This is a genomic window from Gluconacetobacter azotocaptans (assembly GCF_014174355.1).
Classification (GTDB): domain Bacteria; phylum Pseudomonadota; class Alphaproteobacteria; order Acetobacterales; family Acetobacteraceae; genus Gluconacetobacter; species Gluconacetobacter azotocaptans.
This window is the reverse complement of the sequence record NZ_JABEQF010000003.1, coordinates 311354-328888: the sequence shown is the minus strand read 5'-3', so window position 1 is coordinate 328888 and position 17535 is coordinate 311354. Positions and strand designations below refer to the sequence as shown.

18 protein-coding genes are annotated in these 17535 nt (G+C 63.2%); 17 read left to right on the top strand and 1 reads right to left on the bottom strand.

Going from position 1 to position 17535, the window contains the following annotated elements:
- Position 1: 1 nt before the first annotated feature.
- From HLH34_RS05530 to HLH34_RS05450, 17 genes are all read left to right on the top strand, one after another.
- Positions 2 to 1039 carry a protein-glutamate methylesterase/protein-glutamine glutaminase gene (locus tag HLH34_RS05530; protein ID WP_183118580.1) on the top strand — a complete coding sequence of 346 codons (1038 nt, stop codon included), beginning with the start codon at positions 2 to 4 and terminating at the stop codon, positions 1037 to 1039.
- Between the two features lie 85 nt (positions 1040 to 1124).
- Complete coding sequence (locus HLH34_RS05525; protein ID WP_183118579.1) at positions 1125 to 1514, top strand: response regulator; 390 nt, start codon at positions 1125 to 1127, stop codon at positions 1512 to 1514.
- Positions 1511 to 2071, top strand: coding sequence for a chemotaxis protein CheD (locus HLH34_RS05520; RefSeq protein ID WP_264784491.1), 561 nt, complete (start codon positions 1511 to 1513; stop codon positions 2069 to 2071). The genes HLH34_RS05525 and HLH34_RS05520 overlap by 4 nt, the downstream gene beginning before the upstream one ends.
- Positions 2072 to 2099: 28 nt before the next feature.
- Positions 2100 to 2480 (top strand): hypothetical protein, encoded by a 381-nt coding sequence (locus tag HLH34_RS05515; RefSeq protein WP_183118578.1) that lies wholly within the window; start codon positions 2100 to 2102, stop codon positions 2478 to 2480.
- Positions 2481 to 2638: 158 nt separating this feature from the next.
- The gene (locus HLH34_RS05510; RefSeq protein ID WP_183118577.1) at positions 2639 to 3472 is read left to right on the top strand and encodes a DUF1217 domain-containing protein; all 834 of its coding nucleotides are present in this window, start codon (positions 2639 to 2641) and stop codon (positions 3470 to 3472) included.
- Positions 3473 to 3718: 246 nt separating this feature from the next.
- Positions 3719 to 5125 carry a flagellar protein export ATPase FliI gene (gene fliI, locus HLH34_RS05505; protein WP_183118681.1) on the top strand — a complete coding sequence of 469 codons (1407 nt, stop codon included), beginning with the start codon at positions 3719 to 3721 and terminating at the stop codon, positions 5123 to 5125.
- Between the two features lie 20 nt (positions 5126 to 5145).
- Complete coding sequence (locus tag HLH34_RS05500) at positions 5146 to 5550, top strand: flagellar FliJ family protein (protein ID WP_244959665.1); 405 nt, start codon at positions 5146 to 5148, stop codon at positions 5548 to 5550.
- Positions 5551 to 5742: 192 nt separating this feature from the next.
- Positions 5743 to 6504, top strand: a complete 762-nt coding sequence (locus HLH34_RS05495; protein WP_183118575.1) for a hypothetical protein — start codon at positions 5743 to 5745, stop codon at positions 6502 to 6504.
- 17 nt (positions 6505 to 6521) lie between these two features.
- Complete coding sequence (locus HLH34_RS05490) at positions 6522 to 7619, top strand: flagellar motor protein MotB (protein ID WP_183118574.1); 1098 nt, start codon at positions 6522 to 6524, stop codon at positions 7617 to 7619.
- Between the two features lie 132 nt (positions 7620 to 7751).
- Positions 7752 to 8630 carry a flagellar motor stator protein MotA gene (motA, locus tag HLH34_RS05485; protein ID WP_183118573.1) on the top strand — a complete coding sequence of 293 codons (879 nt, stop codon included), beginning with the start codon at positions 7752 to 7754 and terminating at the stop codon, positions 8628 to 8630.
- A 36-nt stretch (positions 8631 to 8666) separates the two neighbouring features.
- A complete protein-coding gene (locus tag HLH34_RS05480) occupies positions 8667 to 10976 on the top strand; it encodes a hypothetical protein (RefSeq protein ID WP_183118572.1) in 2310 nt (769 codons plus the stop codon).
- Positions 10977 to 11015: 39 nt separating this feature from the next.
- Positions 11016 to 11774, top strand: a complete 759-nt coding sequence (locus tag HLH34_RS05475; RefSeq protein ID WP_183118571.1) for a flagellar hook assembly protein FlgD — start codon at positions 11016 to 11018, stop codon at positions 11772 to 11774.
- Positions 11775 to 12009: 235 nt separating this feature from the next.
- Complete coding sequence (locus HLH34_RS05470; protein ID WP_183118570.1) at positions 12010 to 12351, top strand: flagellar hook-basal body complex protein FliE; 342 nt, start codon at positions 12010 to 12012, stop codon at positions 12349 to 12351.
- Between the two features lie 132 nt (positions 12352 to 12483).
- Positions 12484 to 12759, top strand: a complete 276-nt coding sequence (locus HLH34_RS05465; protein ID WP_183118569.1) for a flagellar biosynthetic protein FliQ — start codon at positions 12484 to 12486, stop codon at positions 12757 to 12759.
- Between the two features lie 34 nt (positions 12760 to 12793).
- Positions 12794 to 13606 carry a flagellar biosynthetic protein FliR gene (locus HLH34_RS05460; protein WP_183118568.1) on the top strand — a complete coding sequence of 271 codons (813 nt, stop codon included), beginning with the start codon at positions 12794 to 12796 and terminating at the stop codon, positions 13604 to 13606.
- A 37-nt stretch (positions 13607 to 13643) separates the two neighbouring features.
- On the top strand, positions 13644 to 14729 hold the full coding sequence (locus HLH34_RS05455; protein WP_183118567.1) for an EscU/YscU/HrcU family type III secretion system export apparatus switch protein: 1086 nt from the start codon (positions 13644 to 13646) through the stop codon (positions 14727 to 14729).
- Positions 14730 to 15078: 349 nt separating this feature from the next.
- Entirely contained in the window at positions 15079 to 16830 is a 1752-nt protein-coding gene (locus HLH34_RS05450) for a flagellar hook-basal body complex protein (protein ID WP_183118566.1), read from the top strand.
- Positions 16831 to 17029: 199 nt separating this feature from the next.
- Here the strand turns inward: HLH34_RS05450 and HLH34_RS05445 are convergent, their stop codons facing one another.
- Positions 17030 to 17431, bottom strand: coding sequence for a flagellar biosynthesis regulator FlaF (locus HLH34_RS05445; protein ID WP_183118565.1), 402 nt, complete (start codon positions 17429 to 17431; stop codon positions 17030 to 17032).
- Positions 17432 to 17535: the final 104 nt, after the last annotated feature.

Below are 17535 nucleotides of genomic sequence, written 5' to 3'. Positions count from 1 at the left end.
CATGGAGAAGCCGGTCAAGGTTCTTATCGTCGATGATTCGCGGACGATGCGGGCGCTCATCAGGCGGTCTTTCGACCAGCAGCCCGAGATTGTCGTGTGCGGCGAGGCGGCCAACCCGATCGAGGCCCGGGACCTGATCATCCAGGACCAGCCGGATGTGATCACGCTGGATGTCGAGATGCCGGGGATGAATGGTCTCCAGTTTCTCGAGAAGATCATGCGGCTGCGCCCGATTCCGGTGGTCATGGTGTCCAGCCTGACGGCACGGGGCGCCGACACGGCGATAACGGCGCTGCAGATGGGCGCGTTCGACTGTTTCCCCAAACCGGCCTCGGTCGTGGGCGGGGATGCCTTCGCCGGGCTGGCACGGCTGGTCATCCAGGCGGCGCACTCCCATCCGGACGCCAGGCCCCCGCGCCGGAGTGCCGAGCCCGTGCTCCACCGGCCGAAGACATGGGGGGACTCGATCGGCCTGGTCGCGATCGGGGCCTCGACAGGCGGGGTGGAGGCGCTTGGGGAAGTGCTTTCGGGATTTCCGGAACAGAGCCCGCCCGTGATCGTCTGCCAGCACATGCCCGCCCTTTTCACGGCGAGTTTCGCCAGCAGCCTGGACCGGAAGATCCCGGCCCTGTCCATATGCGAGGCAAGGGATGGCGAGGTGCTGACGCCCGGCGCCGTCCGGATCGCGCCGGGTGGGGACAGGCACACGGTGGTGGAGCGGCGTGACGGGGGATATGCGACACGGCTGGTCAAGTCCCCGCCGGTCAACGGCCATTGTCCATCGGTCGATATATTGTTCGATTCCGTCGCCAGGCAGGCCGGCAAGGATGCGCTCGGCATCATCCTGACCGGCATGGGGCGGGACGGGGCGGAAGGGCTTCTGGCCATGCGCCATGCCGGCGCCCGCACGATCGCGCAGGACAAGGCGTCGGCAGTCGTCTATGGCATGCCGCGGGTTGCCGCCGAGATTGGGGCGGCGGCACGGATTGTTTCTCTTGGCCAGATCAGCGCCGCTGCCATGACCAGTCAAATGTATTGATATGACATATCGGCGGGAAACCGCAAACAGCGATTGACGCCGGCGACAATGACCGGAATGTGCAGGAAGAGAGAACGAGAAGACAATGCCAGCCGCTTCACAGATCAAGGCACTCATCGTCGACGACCAGTCTTCCATTCGCCAGGTCCTGGCCAACAGCCTGGCACAACTTGGTTTCATGAGTATCGCGCAGAGGAAGGACGGCAAGGAGGCGCTCGAGTATCTCGATCAGAACCCGACGCATCTTGTCATTTCGGACTTCAACATGCCGGTCATGGATGGCCTTGCATTGCTGCGCGCCGTCCGAGGCAACCCGAAGATCCAGAAAGTCGCATTCATTATCCTGACCAGCGAGGCAAGCAGGGACCTTGTTCAGGACGCCGTCAAGGCCGGCGTGAACAACTTCCTGGCCAAGCCATATACCGTGGCGAAACTGCGCGAGGTTCTGGAAAAGGTGTTCGGGCCTATAACGTGACGCACACGTCCAAAGTCACGACCGTTGTGCAGGGCGATGTCGCGATCTCGGACGACCCTTCGGTCGTCCTTGGTACCGTGCTGGGGTCCTGCATCTCGGTCTGCATGTTCGACCCCATCGCCCATGTCGGCGGCATGAATCATTTTCTGCTGCCTGGCGGCGGCGAAAGCCACGATGAAATGGCAATGCGGTTCGGCGTCCATTCGATGGAAAGGCTGGTGAACGGAATTCTCAAGGCGGGCGGAAGTCGCAATCGTCTGCTGTGCAAGGCGTTCGGGGGCGCCGCCGTCGTGCCCACCCTTGGCCGCATCGGGCAGGAGAACATCTATTTCATCCAGCACTATCTTTCGGACGAAGGCATAAACTGCGTCTCGCAAAGCCTCGGCGGCACGCAGGCCCGGCGGGTCCGTTTCTGGCCGACCACCGGGCGGGCGCAGCAGAATCTGGTGCACGACGCACAGGGCATCGGGCGTCAGGAGGTCGACTACAGCCGGCGCGAGGCGGAAGCCGAGCGCAAATGGGCAAGGGAGTGTGGCTCCGATATCGAACTGTTCTGACCCGCACGGCATGGAGAGGGAGACCACGATGGAAATGCATTCCGCCATTGCGCAGGACAGGCCAAGCCCGGAGATCACGGTGCAGCAGGTCCTCGGGCGGGCGGCGTCGCTTCTGGACCAGGCCTGCGGGGACCTTCTGGATGCGCAGCGTGCGGTGGACGAATGCTTGCAGAATCATGCACTTGGCGACAAGGGGGCACGCGATCTGCAGAAGCTGGACCTGGCGACGCAGACGATTGATGCTGTCGCGACGGTTCTGAGGAACCTGATGTCCTGCTCCGAGGCTGAAACCCCAATCCGGGTGGCCGGCCTGTATGACGGGGTGAAGCTTGGCGAGGTCGTGCGGGTGTTGCGCGGCGACAACGCGCCGGGCACGACGCAGCGTTCCGGCGAAATCGATCTGTTCTGACGGGCGCGGCATTCGCCGTGGGCCGGTGCATGCGGCCATGCGCGGGCCTTTATTCCACCGGCCATATCTGTATGGTAGGGGGTATGGGAAGCGTATACTGACTTCCAGTGGAAATGTCGTGTCCTGTCTGTCGCGGTCACGAATGAAGGATTGGACCGATGGCCATCAGCAGTATCTCTCCGGTAGCCGCGTATATCAGCGCCGAAAAGGATGAAGAGACCGCGGCCGCGAACTATGCCAAGACGGATGCCACGACCAGAAACGAGACGGCCGCTTTCGAGAAGGCCGCGCCCTCGATCACCTCCGTCGATGGTCTTCTGAAAAACTATTCGGCGCTGCAGGTTGTGCTCGGCGCCTATAATCTCAGCTCCATTTCCGGAGAGACCGCCCTGATCAAGGACCTGCTGACGCAGGACCCGACATCCTCCACGTCGCTTGCGAAGAAATCCGGCAATGCGACATGGCTGGCCTTTGCCGACGCCTTCACCACGTGGGGCCAGAACAACGGGACGGCGAGCACCACGCCATTCACGTCGGACACCATCAGTTCGATCGTCACGATGTTCCAGGAGCGCCAGTTCGAGAACAGCGACAGCAATCAGGACAACGGAGTCGGCAACGCGCTCTATTTCACGCGCAAGATGAGCAGCGTCACGACACTGTCGCAAGTGATGTCGGACCCCACCCTGCTGAAGGTCGTCGAGACGGTTTCCGGCTATGATCCCGATCAATTCGGGGCGCTCGACTATAGCCAGCAGGTCCGCCTGCTGCAGAACAAGGTTGATTTCACGAAGCTGTCGACCCCTCAGGAAATCCAGCAATATGCCGAGCGATATCTCGCCATGCTGCAGATCAATCCCCAGACGCCGGACAAGCCGGCCAGTCTGATGGATCTGTTCGGAGGCGACACGAGCGACGAAGGGATCCTGGCGTTGTTCGACACGAGCAGCTCCTCAACGTCGACGGGAAGCATCTACTCCGGGCTGTTCTAAGAGCCGGTTTGAAAATGTGGGCTGGCGAGCGAGAGCGGAACGCTGTGAAGCGCCCGGCATGTGTTTTCGAGCACCGAAGCGGAGCGCAGAAAATGCGCGTCGGATCGCCGCCAGCGCGCATTTTCAAACAGGCTCCAAGATACGGGTTGAGCGGGATGCCATGTACCGGCATGTCCGACCTGACGCCATAACCCCAGCATGTCGTCCGCCACAATAAGCACGCACGCCCCTCCGCCCTCTCCGTCCATGGGGGCCGCGTCCGACCTGCCGGATATTCTGGCGGCGATCCGGCATGCCGTCGCCGAGCCGCGTCACGATGTCCCTGTTGGCGTCCTTGAAGGACGCGTGACCGGGCTTTCCGGATTGTCCGTTTCCCTCAGCGGCCTGCGGGATTTCACCGGCGTGGGCGATCGCGTGACCCTCTTCGGCCTGGACGGGCGTGAGACCGGGGCCGAGATCGTCGCCTTCCGCGACGACACGGCAATCGCCATGCCGTATGGGTCGCTGGAAGGCATCGGGTCCGGTTGCCGGGCCATTTTCCATCTGTTCGACCAGACGCAGAGAAGACGTCGGGCCGGTGGTACGCTGAGCATCAACGGGTCCTGGCAGGGGCGCGTCGTCGACCCCATGGGCAGGCCCATAGATGGGAAAGGGCCACTGCCGCCTGACGGCGTGCCGCAGAGGCTGCATGCGCCGCCGCCCGACGCAGCACTCCGGGCGCGTCTTGGCCCGCGCATTGATCTGGGCGTACGGGCGCTCAATCTGTTCACGACGTGCCGCGAGGGACAGAGGCTGGGTCTGTTTGCCGGCTCAGGCGTCGGAAAATCGACCCTGATGGGCATGCTCGCCCGTAATACGGACTGCGATGTCGCCGTGATTGCCCTGGTCGGAGAGCGAGGGCGGGAAGTCAGGGAATTCGTCGAGGATGATCTTGGCCCCGACGGGCTGGCCAAATCGGTCGTCGTCGTCGCCACATCCGACACGTCGCCGCTGATGCGCCGGGAAGCGGCCTATGCCGCGATGGCCGCCGCCGAATATTTCAGGGACCAGGGCAAGTCGGTCCTCATGCTCATGGACAGCGTCACCCGGTTCTGCCAGGCCCTGCGCGAGATCGGCCTGTCGTCCGGCGAGCCGCCTGCCACCCGGGGCTACCCGCCGAGCGTATTCGCCGAATTGCCCCGTCTGCTGGAGCGCGCCGGCCCGGGCCCCGTCGGCCCGAACGGCACGGCCGGCCAGATCACGGCCATGTTCTCGGTCCTTGTCGAGGGCGATGACCACAACGAACCGATCGCCGATGCGGTTCGCGGTATTCTGGACGGGCATGTCGTCCTGGAGCGCCGGATCGCGGAGGCCGGCAGATACCCCGCCATCAATGTTCTTCGCTCCCTTTCGCGCACCGTTCCCGGATGCAATGCCGCCGAGGAGAACATCCTCGTCCAGGAAGCGCGCGCCGATCTGGCCACCTGGGAGGAGATGCAGGACATGGTCCGCCTTGGGGCCTATCGGGCTGGAAACGACCCGAAGGTAGACAAGGCGGTCCATGTCGCGCCGGCCATTGAAGATGTCCTGAAGCAGTCGCGCGGCGAGAAAGCCACGATTGCCGAAAGCTTCGATGCCCTGCGTGGCGTCCTCTCGTTACGTGAGACAACGTGACGGATAGCAGGACACGAACGTTGCATGCCCTGATCCGCCTGCGGAAAACGGAGGTTGATAAGGCGCGCGCCGCACTGGCCAAGGCAATGGCCGAGGAGAATGCGGCCGCGGCCAATGTGGCGCGGCGCCGCGCCTTGATAGACAGCGAGCGACGCGAAGTCTCTTGCGGGCATGCGTCGCTGGATGATTTCCGCCTGTGGCTGCCCGCTGGCGAGAACGCTGTCGAACGCGCCGAGCAGGCCTTGCGCATCGTCCGTCAGGCGTCCGATCAGGCGCGCGAAACCCTTGTGCAGGCCAACGCGGTCCTGAAGGCGGCGCAGACGATCCTGGACAGGCGACTGGAAATTGAAAAAGAGATACGCGGCCGCCGGGAGCAAGCCGAGATCGACGATCTGTCACGGCGAAACAATATTGCTTCCGTATAGTCTTGCAACGGTCATTATTGACGCCGTCACTGCGGATATCGATCCACTAAAGACGGTCCGGCGGGTCCCCGCTCACGTTTCGCCCTTGAGAAACCGGCATGCGCCCGCTATCGCTTTCTGACAGGGGCGGAATGTGATCAGGCCAGATGCAACCCGGTTTATCCCTCGGGCCATGAGCGATTAGGAAAGTGCATGCAACAGACACAGCAGCCGGATGCGAAAATATTCGTCGCCACGCCCTGCTTCGGTGGTGTGGTGACGCAGGAATATATGGAATCCGTCGTTGCCTGCGCCGGCGTGTTGCGGGTTCCGATGACTCTTTCGCTGCTCGGCGACGACGCGATGATCAGTCGGGCCCGAAATACTCTGCTGCACAAGTTCCTGACGCTGTCGGATGCCTCCCATATCCTTTTCATCGATGCCGATATCGGCTTCCCGGCGGAAGCGCCCGCGCGGCTTCTGGCCGCCGGCAAGGATGTCATAGCGGGCATGTATCCGATCAAGGACCGTTTCTGGGACAAGACGACCCAGGAGAACGTGCTGCGTGGCGAAGCGCAGGACACGGCGTCCCTGCGCTATGTCGGGGAAACCGAAGCCATGCACCAGACATGGGAGAAAGGCCCCCTCATCCAGACCCATTTCGCGGGAACGGGGTTCATGATGATCAGCCGGCGGGCCATCACCATGATGGCCAAGAGCTATCCCGAAACGGCGTATCGCCGGATTGACGCGGCAGGCGAGACGGGGGGCGAACATTACGCCCTGTTCGACGGAAGCATCGATCCCGAGACCGGAACATTTCTGAGCGAGGATTTCACGTTCTGTCGCCGCTGGCGCGAAATCGGCGGCGAGGTCTGGCTGGACACGTCCATCTGCCTGACACACGCGGGGCGTGCCGCATTCCGCGGAAATCCGTCCTGCCGGGTCGGCACGGCACAATACAGGGGCGCATGACGCCGCGGTAGCACCACATGGCGAAGAACGATAAACGCCCCGTCATCATCCGGCGAGACGACGATACGGGCACGGAAAGTCACCACGGCGGAGCGTGGAAGATCGCCTATGGCGACTTCATGACGGCCCTGATGGCGTTCTTTCTTGTCATGTGGCTGCTCAACGCGACGACGGACGAGCAGCGCCAGGGCATCGCGCAGTTCTTCAATCCGATGGCCGAACAAGGGGCGCATCTGCAAGCGACGAACGCGATGCTCGACGTCCAGCCGTCGCCCCTGACGGGAGGAACGTCGGTCAGCCGTGTCAAGGACGGCGAGACGTCGGAAACGGAGCAGAACCAGCAACCGGGGGCACAGGAATTCCCCCGAGCGTCGCCTGAGGGCGGGTCTGCCGACGACATAACGCGCGGCATCGCCACGCACCTCACGCCGTCGCCGCTTGCCATTGTTCCGATCGGCGGTCCGGAAACCGGCGCGGCCAAAGGCGTGGGCTATATTGGCGCGGATAATACGACGGGCACGGCCGCGGAACAGGCGAACATTCAACACATGGCCGACGGTCTTCAAAAGGCGGTCGAGCAGAGTCCTGTCCTGCGGGACGCCACCGGCAACATGTCCGTCCGCGTCGAAAGGGACGACATCCGGATCGAGCTTCGGGACGCGAATAATTTTTCGATGTTCGACCCGGGGTCGACCGCCGCGAACCGTCTGGGCAGCAAGATGCTGGCCGAGATCGGGCAATGGCTTGCGCCCCTGCCCGAACGCATATCCATTATCGGCTATACCGATGGGGCCCCCTACCGCGCCGGCCAGAAATCGGGCATGTCCAACTGGACCCTGTCCGCTCTACGGGCCGATCAGGCCAGGAAAATTCTTGTCCAGGCCGGCTATCCGGACCGCAACATTCTGGACGTCTCGGGCCGCGCCGACAGGGATCTCGCCATTCCATCCGATCCGGCGGCCGCAGGGAACCGCAGGGTCGTGATTATCCTGCACAGGCGATATCCCGACCCTGCCGCCCCGGCGGCAGGTAGCGGCGACGTCATGCCCGCCACGCCCACCCCGTCCGACGGGGCAGCCGGTCCGGGAACGCCGAAAGAAACAACGCCCCAATAGACATGGACCGGTATGCACCAGCATGGATCCATCCCGCGCGCGGCGCCGGATGACCTGGCGGGAAGGACCGTGAACTGCCGCAGATGGCGCTTCTGCTGCGCGGCTCAAGTGGATGGAAGTGGAGACTGCTAAATGCTTTTCATCGGGGGGCTGGTCTTTGCGCTGGTCTGTGTCTTCGGCTCGTTCGTGGGCTCCGGGGGAGCTCTGGCGCCCCTGATGAAGTCGATGCCCTTCGAACTGCTCACGATCGTCGGGTCGGCGGTCGGAATATTCGTGATGGGGAATTCCAAGGAAGCGCTCAAGCAAACTCCTGGCTACCTGAGGCTGACGCTTACCGGGGCGCGCTATGACAAGGCGGCCTATTTCGAACTGCTCGTCACGCTCTTCCGGTTCATGCGCCTCGCACAGGCCAAGGGCAACATGGCCCTTGAGGAACATATTGAGAATCCGAACGACAGCAGCATCTTCGCCCTGGCACCCGGTGTCCGTGAAGATACCGAGACCCGCAACATGATCTGCGACTACCTGCGGCTGGTCAGTCTCAATATGGGCGATGCCTATCAGCTGGACGAGGTGATGGCCCGCGAGCTGAAGAAGAACCTTACGGAAAAGCTGCACATCTCGGACTGTCTTCAGAGCATTGCCGATGCATTGCCCGCGCTGGGCATTGTGGCTGCCGTTCTCGGCGTCATCAAGACGATGGCGTCGATCAGCAAACCCCCCGCAGTTCTTGGCGCGATGATCGGCGGCGCCCTTGTCGGTACGTTCCTGGGTGTGCTCTTGTCCTATGGTGTCGTGGCCCCTCTGGCGGGACGGATGCGTAATGTGGTAATGCAGGACGGTCGCTATCAGGACATTATCCGGATTGTTCTGGTGGCGCATCTTCAGGGCAATCCGCCCCAGGTCAGTGCGGAAATCGGGCGCAAGGATATCCCGCACGCTTTCATGCCGTCGTTCAGCGAACTCGATGCCGCTCTGGCAGAGTCATCGAACTCACCCGTGGGGGCCTGACGGGGCGACGGGCTGGCCAGAAGCTTGGAGTGTCTGATGGGTATTACGGTGGCGAAACCTGCGACCATTAAGAATCAGGCACAGGCAATGCCGTTGTCGTCCCCACTTCTTTCCGTGTCGCCGCAGACGAATACGGCAACGGTGACTCCATCGTCCGGCACCGCACGGAAACCTGCGGCCAGGGGGAATGGAGCCTTCGGTGCGATCGTCAAGGACCTGACAGCGTCGCGCGACCATGAGGGGCAGGGACACACGGCGGCGACGCGGGACGCTTCGGCGATCACATCGGCTTCCTCAACGGATCACAGCGCCAGCGCACCACCGGGCACCGTGCCGGCACCAACGTCTCAGCAGGCTGCTACCCCCGCCACGTCCCCGGCACATGATGCAGACGACGAGCAGCCGGGGCGTGCCGCAGATGATGCGCGGAAGGTAAGGCAGCAGGCGCAGAACACGCTGGCATGGCCTGCCGTCGCCCTGATGCAGATGGCCGCGCCCATGCAGGTCGCCCCTCCACCGGAACAGCAGCCAAAGGAAAAAGCCGGCTCATCAGATGCTGGCGACGGGACGTCCGACACGGCGCCGGCAGGCACATCGTCAAGCGCCTCCCTGACCGGAACCGCCAGTTGGGCCGATATCGCGGCTGCCACCGCCGCTCTTCTCGTCTCACAATCATCCCCGGCCGTGCAGGGAAGCCAGAGCAAGGCATCGACGAATTCCGGTGCGGAGATAACCGGCACCGATTTTTCCCAGGTCCCTGCCCCCCCCGCAGCTGCGCCGGCGGCGGCCGTAACGACCGGGTTGGCTTCGTCCGCAGCCCTGCCCCAATTCCGGACGGCGTCGGCCTCGTCGGGTCCCGTGACCTCTTCTACGGTCAACGCCGGGCCAGCCGGAGACATTGCGGGCGCAGGAACGGATGCACGGGCGCTGACGACCGGCCTGGCTTCCTCCGCAGCCCTGCCCCAATTTCAGGCAGCATCGGCCTCGCCGGGTCCCATGATCTCTTCGAAGGTCAGCGCGGGGCCAGCCGTAGGCATTGCGGGCACGGGAACGGATGCCCTGACGTTGGCGACCGACCTTGCTTCCTCCGCAGCCCTGCCACAGCTTCAGGCAGCGTCGGCCTCGGCCGGTCCCATGGTCTCTTCGGGAAGCGCCGCGGCGTCCGGCGTCGGCGCACCCTCCGACCAGACGCCGCAGAATGCCGCCGGGCCCATGACCCTGCCCGTTCAGGTGGTTGCAGGGCAGAGCAGCGCATCGACGACGTCAGGCGCTGATGGCGTTCAATTCATTGCGGCGGCGGCAGGAACAGATGCGCAGCCGTCGGCGACCGCGCTGGCTTCGTCCACGGCCCATTCCGGTTCCAGCGCATCTTCCGCCGTCGGGACCGGGCCATCCGGAGGCGCTGCGGCGTCCGTGCCCGCCACTGGCCCAGTGGCCGCCCAGATGCCGCAGGACGTCGCCGGGGTCATCCCCCAGCAGGATCAGGCGACCACCGTCAGCAGCGTCGCCATGGCGGCATCCAGCCAGAACGACAGGCTGACGCCATTCCCCGCCTCTGCAGACCATGCGGCGTCCTCGGGATACAGTGTCGCCCCGCCTCCGACGGGCGGGATGGAAACTGTCGCGGCAACCGATTTTCAGAATGGGATGGCCGGAAATTCGGATGCATCCGACGGCGAACCGGAAGGGAACGGCCAGAAGGCAGAGGCCGAGGCCCCGAACACGCTCGGCCTCTCCATCGGAGTGTCCCAGCCCGGTTCGTTCTCCGTCGCCCACGAGGCGAAAGCTGCCGATGCGCATCCGGATCACGCCGAAGCTCAGAGGAACGGCGACGTCGACACGGAGGGCCAGATCATTTCGTCCCCATCCCTGTCACGCCCCTCCGCCGGCCCGACGTCTGTTTCCATGACCGTTCTGACGGCCGATTCGACCCCTGTTCATATTCGTCTCGAAGGGACGGATGGCGTCACGACCGGCGTTGTTCTTCACAGTGCGGACGAAGCAACCGCCCGCCATCTGGCGAACAACAGGCATGAACTGGTCGCCGCGCTGGATGCGACCGGCATGGAGACGCACAACCTGAAGATCGATGTCGTGAACGCCGGCGATAGTGGCGGAAATATCAACGACCAGGGGGCCGGAGGGCAGGCTGCATATGACGGGAGCTCCTCCGGGGGAGCTCCCGGCAACGGGGCCGGGCAGAATGGAAGGCAATCGCCCGGAAGTGGTGCATGGAGCGCCGGGGGCGTCTTCGCCGGCCAGGCGGGTAATGACACTAACGGCGGCGACGGGGCCAGGGGACTTGTCCGGGCATATGGCGGGCCGGGAATCAACATTACCGCATGACCTGGATGAAGGTCGCAGTCACAGGAAGGGAAAGAGGAAATGGCCACGTCAGCCATCACCAATGAGAACACACTGATCCGGGCGGCTGAGGCCTCTGCCAGGAGTGCGGCGAACTCGTCCGCCACCAGCGCGAGCGGAACAAGCAGTTCCACGGCGGCGCTGACGTCGCTGGCCGACAACTACACCACCTTCCTGACCCTGCTGACGACGCAGCTGCAACATCAGGATCCCAGCAGCCCCATGAGTTCCGACACCTTTACGCAGGAACTTGCGCAGTTTGCCGGGGTGGAGCAGCAGGTCCAGACAAACAAGAATCTCGCCTCGCTGATCTCGCTGAACGAGGGCAGCCAGTTGACGTCCGATGCCAGCCTGGTCGGGCAGACGGCAACCGCCAACACGACGACATTGCCCCTTCAGAATGGTTCGGCCTCGCTCAGCTTCGAAGGAAGCTCGGGGCAAACGGTTGCCATCGCCGTGGCCAACTCGGCCGGCGTGATCGTCAAGGACGTCGTTGCCTCGGCCAGCAACGGCACCAATACCTGGACCTGGGACGGAACGGACAATAACGGCAACCAGCTTTCGAACGGCGCCTACAGCGTGGCGGTCGAGACGGTCAGCAGTTCCGGCACCACCTCCGATGTACCGTTTACGGTCAGCGGCACCATCACCGGCGTGGCGAAGGGTGACTCCGACATGGAAGTGGAGATGGGCGACGCGCATATTCCGTTGTCCGACGTGACGAATGTGTCCAGCGCCACCACCAGCACCGGCACCAACTCGGGCAGCACGGGTTCCTGATCATCGCCGCCGTGGAACCACGCCGGGTCTGTTGGAGCGAAACCCTTCCGACAGACCCCTGACAGGGTACGGAATTTACCACGGCAGCCCGCGGGTTGCCGATGCTCATCGTGGCGTTTTTCCGGGCCGGACAGCCTTGTGATCGCGGAATGGCTAGGTTATGGACCCTTTGGATAATTGGCAGGAGTGCACTTGCGGTCTCGGCTGAGACCCGCGGGGGCTGGGCGCGGACACGATGATAAACGATATCACCACACGCGGTCTCGATGCGGTCAACGCCTATGGGTTGACGCAGAAAGCCATGCAGGCGTCCGCCAACACGCAGGACGCCGATGGAGGCACGCAATCGTCCGACGTGGTGTCCGGGTTCAGCGATGCACTGCAGAATGCGCTCAAGGGTGCCATCACGCAGGGGAAGACAGCCGAGGCGCAGACCGCGGCCGGGCTGTCGGGCCAGGGCAACATGACGGACATCGCAACGTCGGTCGAAGAGGCAAAGCTGACCCTGCAAACCGTGACAACGATCCGCGACCGCATTGTTCAGGCCTATCAAGACGTCATGAGAATGTCGATCTGACGGGCAGCCTCCTGGGTCACAGAAAATGGGGCAGGTCGGGCTTTGCCCGAACCCACCAGGGCCTGAGGCCCTGGACCCCGATCATGGACCTTTGGCGGCCCCCGAAGAGTTATTCGAAACGCGGATTGGTATATGCATCATTCGGTCGATATCCATGAGGTGCTGCGCCAGACACTCCTGGTGGCCGTGAAGATGGGGGCCCCGTCCCTGCTGGCGTCGCTGTGCGCCGGCATGCTGGTCTCGTTGTTTCAGGCCATGACGCAGGTGAGCGAGGCGACGCTGTCCTTCGTGCCGAAGTTCGCCGCAGCCATGGCCGCCCTGCTGCTGACGGGATCGTTCATGTATTCCACGCTGAATACATACGCTCACCTCATCTTCGACCAGATGGTCATGGTCGGTGGCTCGTGAAAGACGGGCGGGCGGCAAAGGCGGCCTCGCCCGCATGACGGGTCATCCGTCTTTCCTGGACGGATCGGTGGCCGCTCTCGCCGCCATGTTTCTTGTCGTCCTGTGCCGTGTCAGCGCCCTGGTCATGACGGCCCCCGGTCTCGGCGAAACCACCTCCCCGATGGTGGTCCGGGCCGGGATCGCCCTGTCCACGACCTTCGTTATCCTGCCGGTGGTCCAGGACCGTCTCGTGGAGGTATCGGGGGACGCCTTGCGTATGCCCTCCGTGGCGGTGGCGGTCATCGCGGGCGAACTGCTGTGCGGCGCATTCATCGGGTGGCTGGCGCGGCTTATCGCGGTGTCGCTGAATATCGCCATGCAGATCATCGCCGTTTTCACCGGCCTGTCCAGCGTGCTCCAACCGGACGCCGAACTCGGTGCATCAAGCACGGCGATCAGCAGCATGGCGTCAATGCTGATCCCGGTCATTTTTCTGTCGACCGGCCTGTATGTGTTGCCGCTGGCCGCCGTCACGGGCTCATACAGCCTGTTCCCTCCCGGGCACATGCCCATGGTCGGCGACATGGCGCGCAGTGTCACGGAGGCCACGTCGCAGGCTTTCGCCCTGGCGATCCAGCTGGCCGCGCCGTTTGTCCTGATCGGAACCTTATGGCCCGCGATGCTGGGCGTGCTGAACCGGCTTATGCCGGCGATTCAGGTCTATTCCATTGCCATGCCGGCCCAGTTGCTGGGCGGGGTGCTGCTTCTGGCCATGCTCATCCAGGTGATGACAGGCGTGTGGCAGGAACGGGCGGGGGATCTTCTTGTCGGCCTGCCCGGGATAGGTGCCGGCACATCGCACCGTTGAACGTCCGTTTGTAAACGGATTCCGAGGACCTGCGCGCATGGCTGATGAATCGACCGGCGAACGGAGCCAGGCCCCCACCGGCAAAAGGCTTCAGACCGCGCGTGACGAGGGCAACGTCGCCCAGTCCCGCGAAGTGCAGATGCTGGTGGCACTTGGCGCATTCCTGCTCATCTTCACCACCGTGACGGCCGTCACATCAGGACGCAGGTTTGTCGCGCATATGGGCGGCATCATGGGCCATTTCGACAGTATCCCGCCGGATATGACGTCGATTTACCGGGTGACCATACAGATGGGCCTGGAAGGGGCGCAGTTCGCGGCGCCGCTGGTGCTGGGCAGCGTCGTGGTGACCGTTGCATGCAGCCTGTTCCAGACGAGCCTTCTGTTCCGTCCGCAGGCACTTGTCCCCGATCTCACGCGCCTGTCGCCCCTGCGGGGTCTCAAACGCATATTCAGCCTCAACAACGTGATCGAACTGCTCAAGAGCATCACCAAGTTCTCGGTGTTTGGATTTCTTCTCTACGGCGTGGCGAAGGGGACGCTTGGCGTGGCGCCGGAGGCCGAGCGATGGACGGTTACCCGCCTCGCCTCGGAACTCGTCTCGTGGTTCGCCTATGCCACGCTGGTCATCCTTGTCGTGCAGGCCGTCATAGCGGTTCTCGATGACCTGTGGACGCGCTACGACCGGATACGCAAGCTGCGCATGAGCTTTCAGGACATCAAGGAAGAGTTTCGCCAGTCGGAAGGCGATCCCAAGGTGAAGGGACGGCTGCAGCAGATCCGCCGCAAGCGTGCGCGGCAACGCATGATCCAGGCCGCCAAAACGGCCACGGTCGTCGTGACGAATCCGACACATTACGCCGTGGCCCTATTGTACGAGACCGGTTCGGGGGGCGCGCCACAGGTTGTCGCCAAAGGGATCGACGAACTGGCGGTACGCATCCGGCATGCCGCCGAGGACGCAAAGGTGCCCACGGTGTCGAACCCGCCCCTGGCCCGCGCCCTTTATACGCTTCCTATGGATTCCGAGATCCCGCCCGAATATTTCCAGCCGGTCGCGGCGATTATCGCGTACGTCACGAAGCTCAAGACACCCGGCGCGCGCGCGCCGCAGCAGACGTAACGGCCCGCCTGAGCGCATTGCCACGGTCTTGGCCTGCGCATTATGTCCTTGTTTTCGTCGGTTGTATTACTCTGTTACAGGAAACAAATCATCGCTGTCCCGTGAAGGAAGGCCTTGCATTTCATGGGGCGCATGCTACTCAACACTCAAAGTTAAGGCACAGGTGACGCGCTGGGGATGTTTCGGCCGCCATTCCATGCCCGTAAGGCCCATCAGCTTATGTTCGCTTTACCCTGAACGGTGAAGCAAGCGGCATTGTGATGCGTTGTGCTCACGATGAAAGCAATGGTTCTTTTCTGCCGGATGGCGGACGGGCCAGACAGCAGCTCGCACGAGGCAGGGACGGCTTATGTCAGTTTTTAATGCCCTTTCCACGGCTGTCAGCGGCATCAACGCGCAGTCAACCGCGTTCACGAACCTCAGTAACAACATCGCCAACAGCCAGACAGTGGGTTACAAGGCCAACTCGACGGCGTTCCAGGACTTCGTGGCCGGATCGATGGCCGGCTCCTCGACGTCTCAGGACGTTTCGGATTCGGTCAGCGCCGTCACCGTGCAGCATGTGAGCCAGCAGGGCACCGCCTCTGCCAGCACCGATGATCTGGCCATGGCGATATCCGGCAGCGGTCTGTTCGACGTGTCGAAGGAGACCGGCCAGGCCACGTCCGGTACCACGCAGTTCGAGAACCGGCAGTACTACACGCGGAACGGCGAGTTCTACGAGAACAAGGCCGGCTATCTGGTCAACACCAGCGGCTATTACCTTGATGGGTACCAGGTCGACCCCAAGACCGGCGCCCTTGGAACGTCCCTGACGCAGCTCAACATCGCCAACGTCGCCTTCCGCCCGACGGAGACGACCACCCTGACGCTGTCAGCCGCCGTTGGAACATTGCCGAGCAGCACGTCCACGGGTCCCTACAACCAGAGCTATACGACGGCGCCGGCCACCACGTATGACGCGAACGGCAATGCCTCCAAGGTTGCGCTGACCTGGGCGCAGAGTTCAACAAACCCTCTGGTCTGGAATGTCAGCGCCTATGACGCGGACGGCACCGGAAAGATTGCCTCGAACGATTTTCAGGTGACCTTCGACAGCAATGGCGCCCTGGCCTCGGTCACCGGCACCAGCGACGGCGCCCCTTACAATTCTTCGACCCTGAGCGGGGCGTCTGTCGAGCCGACCATCACATCGACGAGCGCCAACGGGATTTCGCAGAACATAACGCTCGACCTCGGCACGATCGGGGGGACCAGCGGCACCACGATGGCCGCCGCCACGGGCACCCCGAGCACGCCCCAGGCCTCCGGCCTGACGCTCGACACAACACCGACTCCTCCCACGCTGACGATGGCGGCGACCACCCTGGGGACCAAAACAGGGTCGCAGCAGACGTACATGACGACGCCGACGGATGTTGGCGGAACCCCCGTATCGGCCGCGTGGACCCAGACGTCCGCCGCGCCTCCGACGTGGACGGTTCAGGCGGTTGATCCTTACGACGCCTCAGGGACCTCGCCGGTCAGTTCCGTCCCTTACAGTGTCGTTTTCAACGCTGACGGCACCACAACCGTGACAGACATCTCGAACCCGGCGTCGCCGACGGCGGTTCCTGGTGGATTGGGCGCTCTGAGCGCGACCGTTAACGGCACAACTTATGCCATGAATCTCAGCGGCGCCTCCCTGTCCGCGACCGCCCTGAGCACGGATTCCACGGCACTGACCAGCGACAGCGTCGCCAGCGGCACATATCAGGGGGCCGAGATCCAGGACGACGGCTCGGTCATGGCCGTGTTCGACAATGGCGACACGCAGCTTATCGGCAAGGTCGCGCTCACCAATTTTGCCAACCTCGATGGGCTGAACGCCGTCGACGGCCAGGCCTATACGGCCACGGCGTCGTCCGGCGCCGCGCGGACAGGTACCGTTGGTGAAAATGGGACGGGAAGCCTGTCGGTCGGCTACGTCGAGTCCTCGACCACGGATCTGACCAGCGACCTGTCCGCGCTGATCGTCGCGCAGGAGGCTTATTCGGCCAATACGAAGGTCGTCACGACAGCCGATCAGCTGCTTCAGAGCACGATCGCGATGAAGCAATAATGATGGTCCGGTCGGCCTGCCGATAGGGGCGGGCCGACCTTTTCGTATTCGACGGCGGGTTTCCTTCCCGAAGATTCGGGACCCGCGTGCGACGCGGCCGTTTTTCTCTGAACGATCATTCGCGGGCAATGCGGCCAAGAAGGGCCGCGTAACCTGCCTCAGACGCCTCTCCGCTTCGGTGGCCCCGCCTGCCGTTGCCTTAGAGATGGATGTCGGTGTTGAATTCCTGCTCACTGTCGCTCACGACTGCCTCCAGACCGGAGCGAACGTTTTCCGCGATCTCAATCAAGGGGGTGAGAGGCAAATCGGGCTCCAGCATGGCCTTGATCGCGTATCTCTGGGCCTGATTTGCCAGAGTGACAAAAAGTTTGCGCTCATCGAGCGGGGTGAGGCCTGCATCCAGGGCATTCACCTTCATAATCATCGACCAGAGCCGCTGATGCCTCGACAGAGCCTTCAGCCGGACAGTCGGATCGGCACTCGCCGCGGCGGTCTCAAGTTCATTGGCGAGCATTTTGAAACATGCTGCGTCGGCCTGTCTTCCTGTCAGGGAAGTGTCCGCGACGCTGCGGTAAGCCTTCATTGCGGGGTGAGTCATCATCGCACCGTCTGCCGTCCGTTACTCTTTACCATCGGTTATGAAATTCTGGCGTGTCACCACAAACCGTTTCTACACCTGGCCCACGATCCTGACCATCCTGACCC

What these genes read in the sequence shown, in the direction of transcription:
- HLH34_RS05530 (WP_183118580.1), top strand. Translation starts at nt 2, where the DNA reads ATGGAGAAGCCGGTCAAGGTTCTTATCGTCGATGATTCGCGGACGATG.
- HLH34_RS05525 (WP_183118579.1), top strand. Translation starts at nt 1,125, where the DNA reads ATGCCAGCCGCTTCACAGATCAAGGCACTCATCGTCGACGACCAGTCT.
- HLH34_RS05515 (WP_183118578.1), top strand. Translation starts at nt 2,100, where the DNA reads ATGGAAATGCATTCCGCCATTGCGCAGGACAGGCCAAGCCCGGAGATC.
- HLH34_RS05510 (WP_183118577.1), top strand. Translation starts at nt 2,639, where the DNA reads ATGGCCATCAGCAGTATCTCTCCGGTAGCCGCGTATATCAGCGCCGAA.
- fliI (WP_183118681.1), top strand. Translation starts at nt 3,719, where the DNA reads ATGGGGGCCGCGTCCGACCTGCCGGATATTCTGGCGGCGATCCGGCAT.
- HLH34_RS05495 (WP_183118575.1), top strand. Translation starts at nt 5,743, where the DNA reads ATGCAACAGACACAGCAGCCGGATGCGAAAATATTCGTCGCCACGCCC.
- HLH34_RS05490 (WP_183118574.1), top strand. Translation starts at nt 6,522, where the DNA reads ATGGCGAAGAACGATAAACGCCCCGTCATCATCCGGCGAGACGACGAT.
- motA (WP_183118573.1), top strand. Translation starts at nt 7,752, where the DNA reads ATGCTTTTCATCGGGGGGCTGGTCTTTGCGCTGGTCTGTGTCTTCGGC.
- HLH34_RS05480 (WP_183118572.1), top strand. Translation starts at nt 8,667, where the DNA reads ATGGGTATTACGGTGGCGAAACCTGCGACCATTAAGAATCAGGCACAG.
- HLH34_RS05475 (WP_183118571.1), top strand. Translation starts at nt 11,016, where the DNA reads ATGGCCACGTCAGCCATCACCAATGAGAACACACTGATCCGGGCGGCT.
- HLH34_RS05470 (WP_183118570.1), top strand. Translation starts at nt 12,010, where the DNA reads ATGATAAACGATATCACCACACGCGGTCTCGATGCGGTCAACGCCTAT.
- HLH34_RS05465 (WP_183118569.1), top strand. Translation starts at nt 12,484, where the DNA reads ATGCATCATTCGGTCGATATCCATGAGGTGCTGCGCCAGACACTCCTG.
- HLH34_RS05460 (WP_183118568.1), top strand. Translation starts at nt 12,794, where the DNA reads ATGACGGGTCATCCGTCTTTCCTGGACGGATCGGTGGCCGCTCTCGCC.
- HLH34_RS05455 (WP_183118567.1), top strand. Translation starts at nt 13,644, where the DNA reads ATGGCTGATGAATCGACCGGCGAACGGAGCCAGGCCCCCACCGGCAAA.
- HLH34_RS05450 (WP_183118566.1), top strand. Translation starts at nt 15,079, where the DNA reads ATGTCAGTTTTTAATGCCCTTTCCACGGCTGTCAGCGGCATCAACGCG.
- HLH34_RS05445 (WP_183118565.1), bottom strand. Translation starts at nt 17,431, where the DNA reads ATGATGACTCACCCCGCAATGAAGGCTTACCGCAGCGTCGCGGACACT.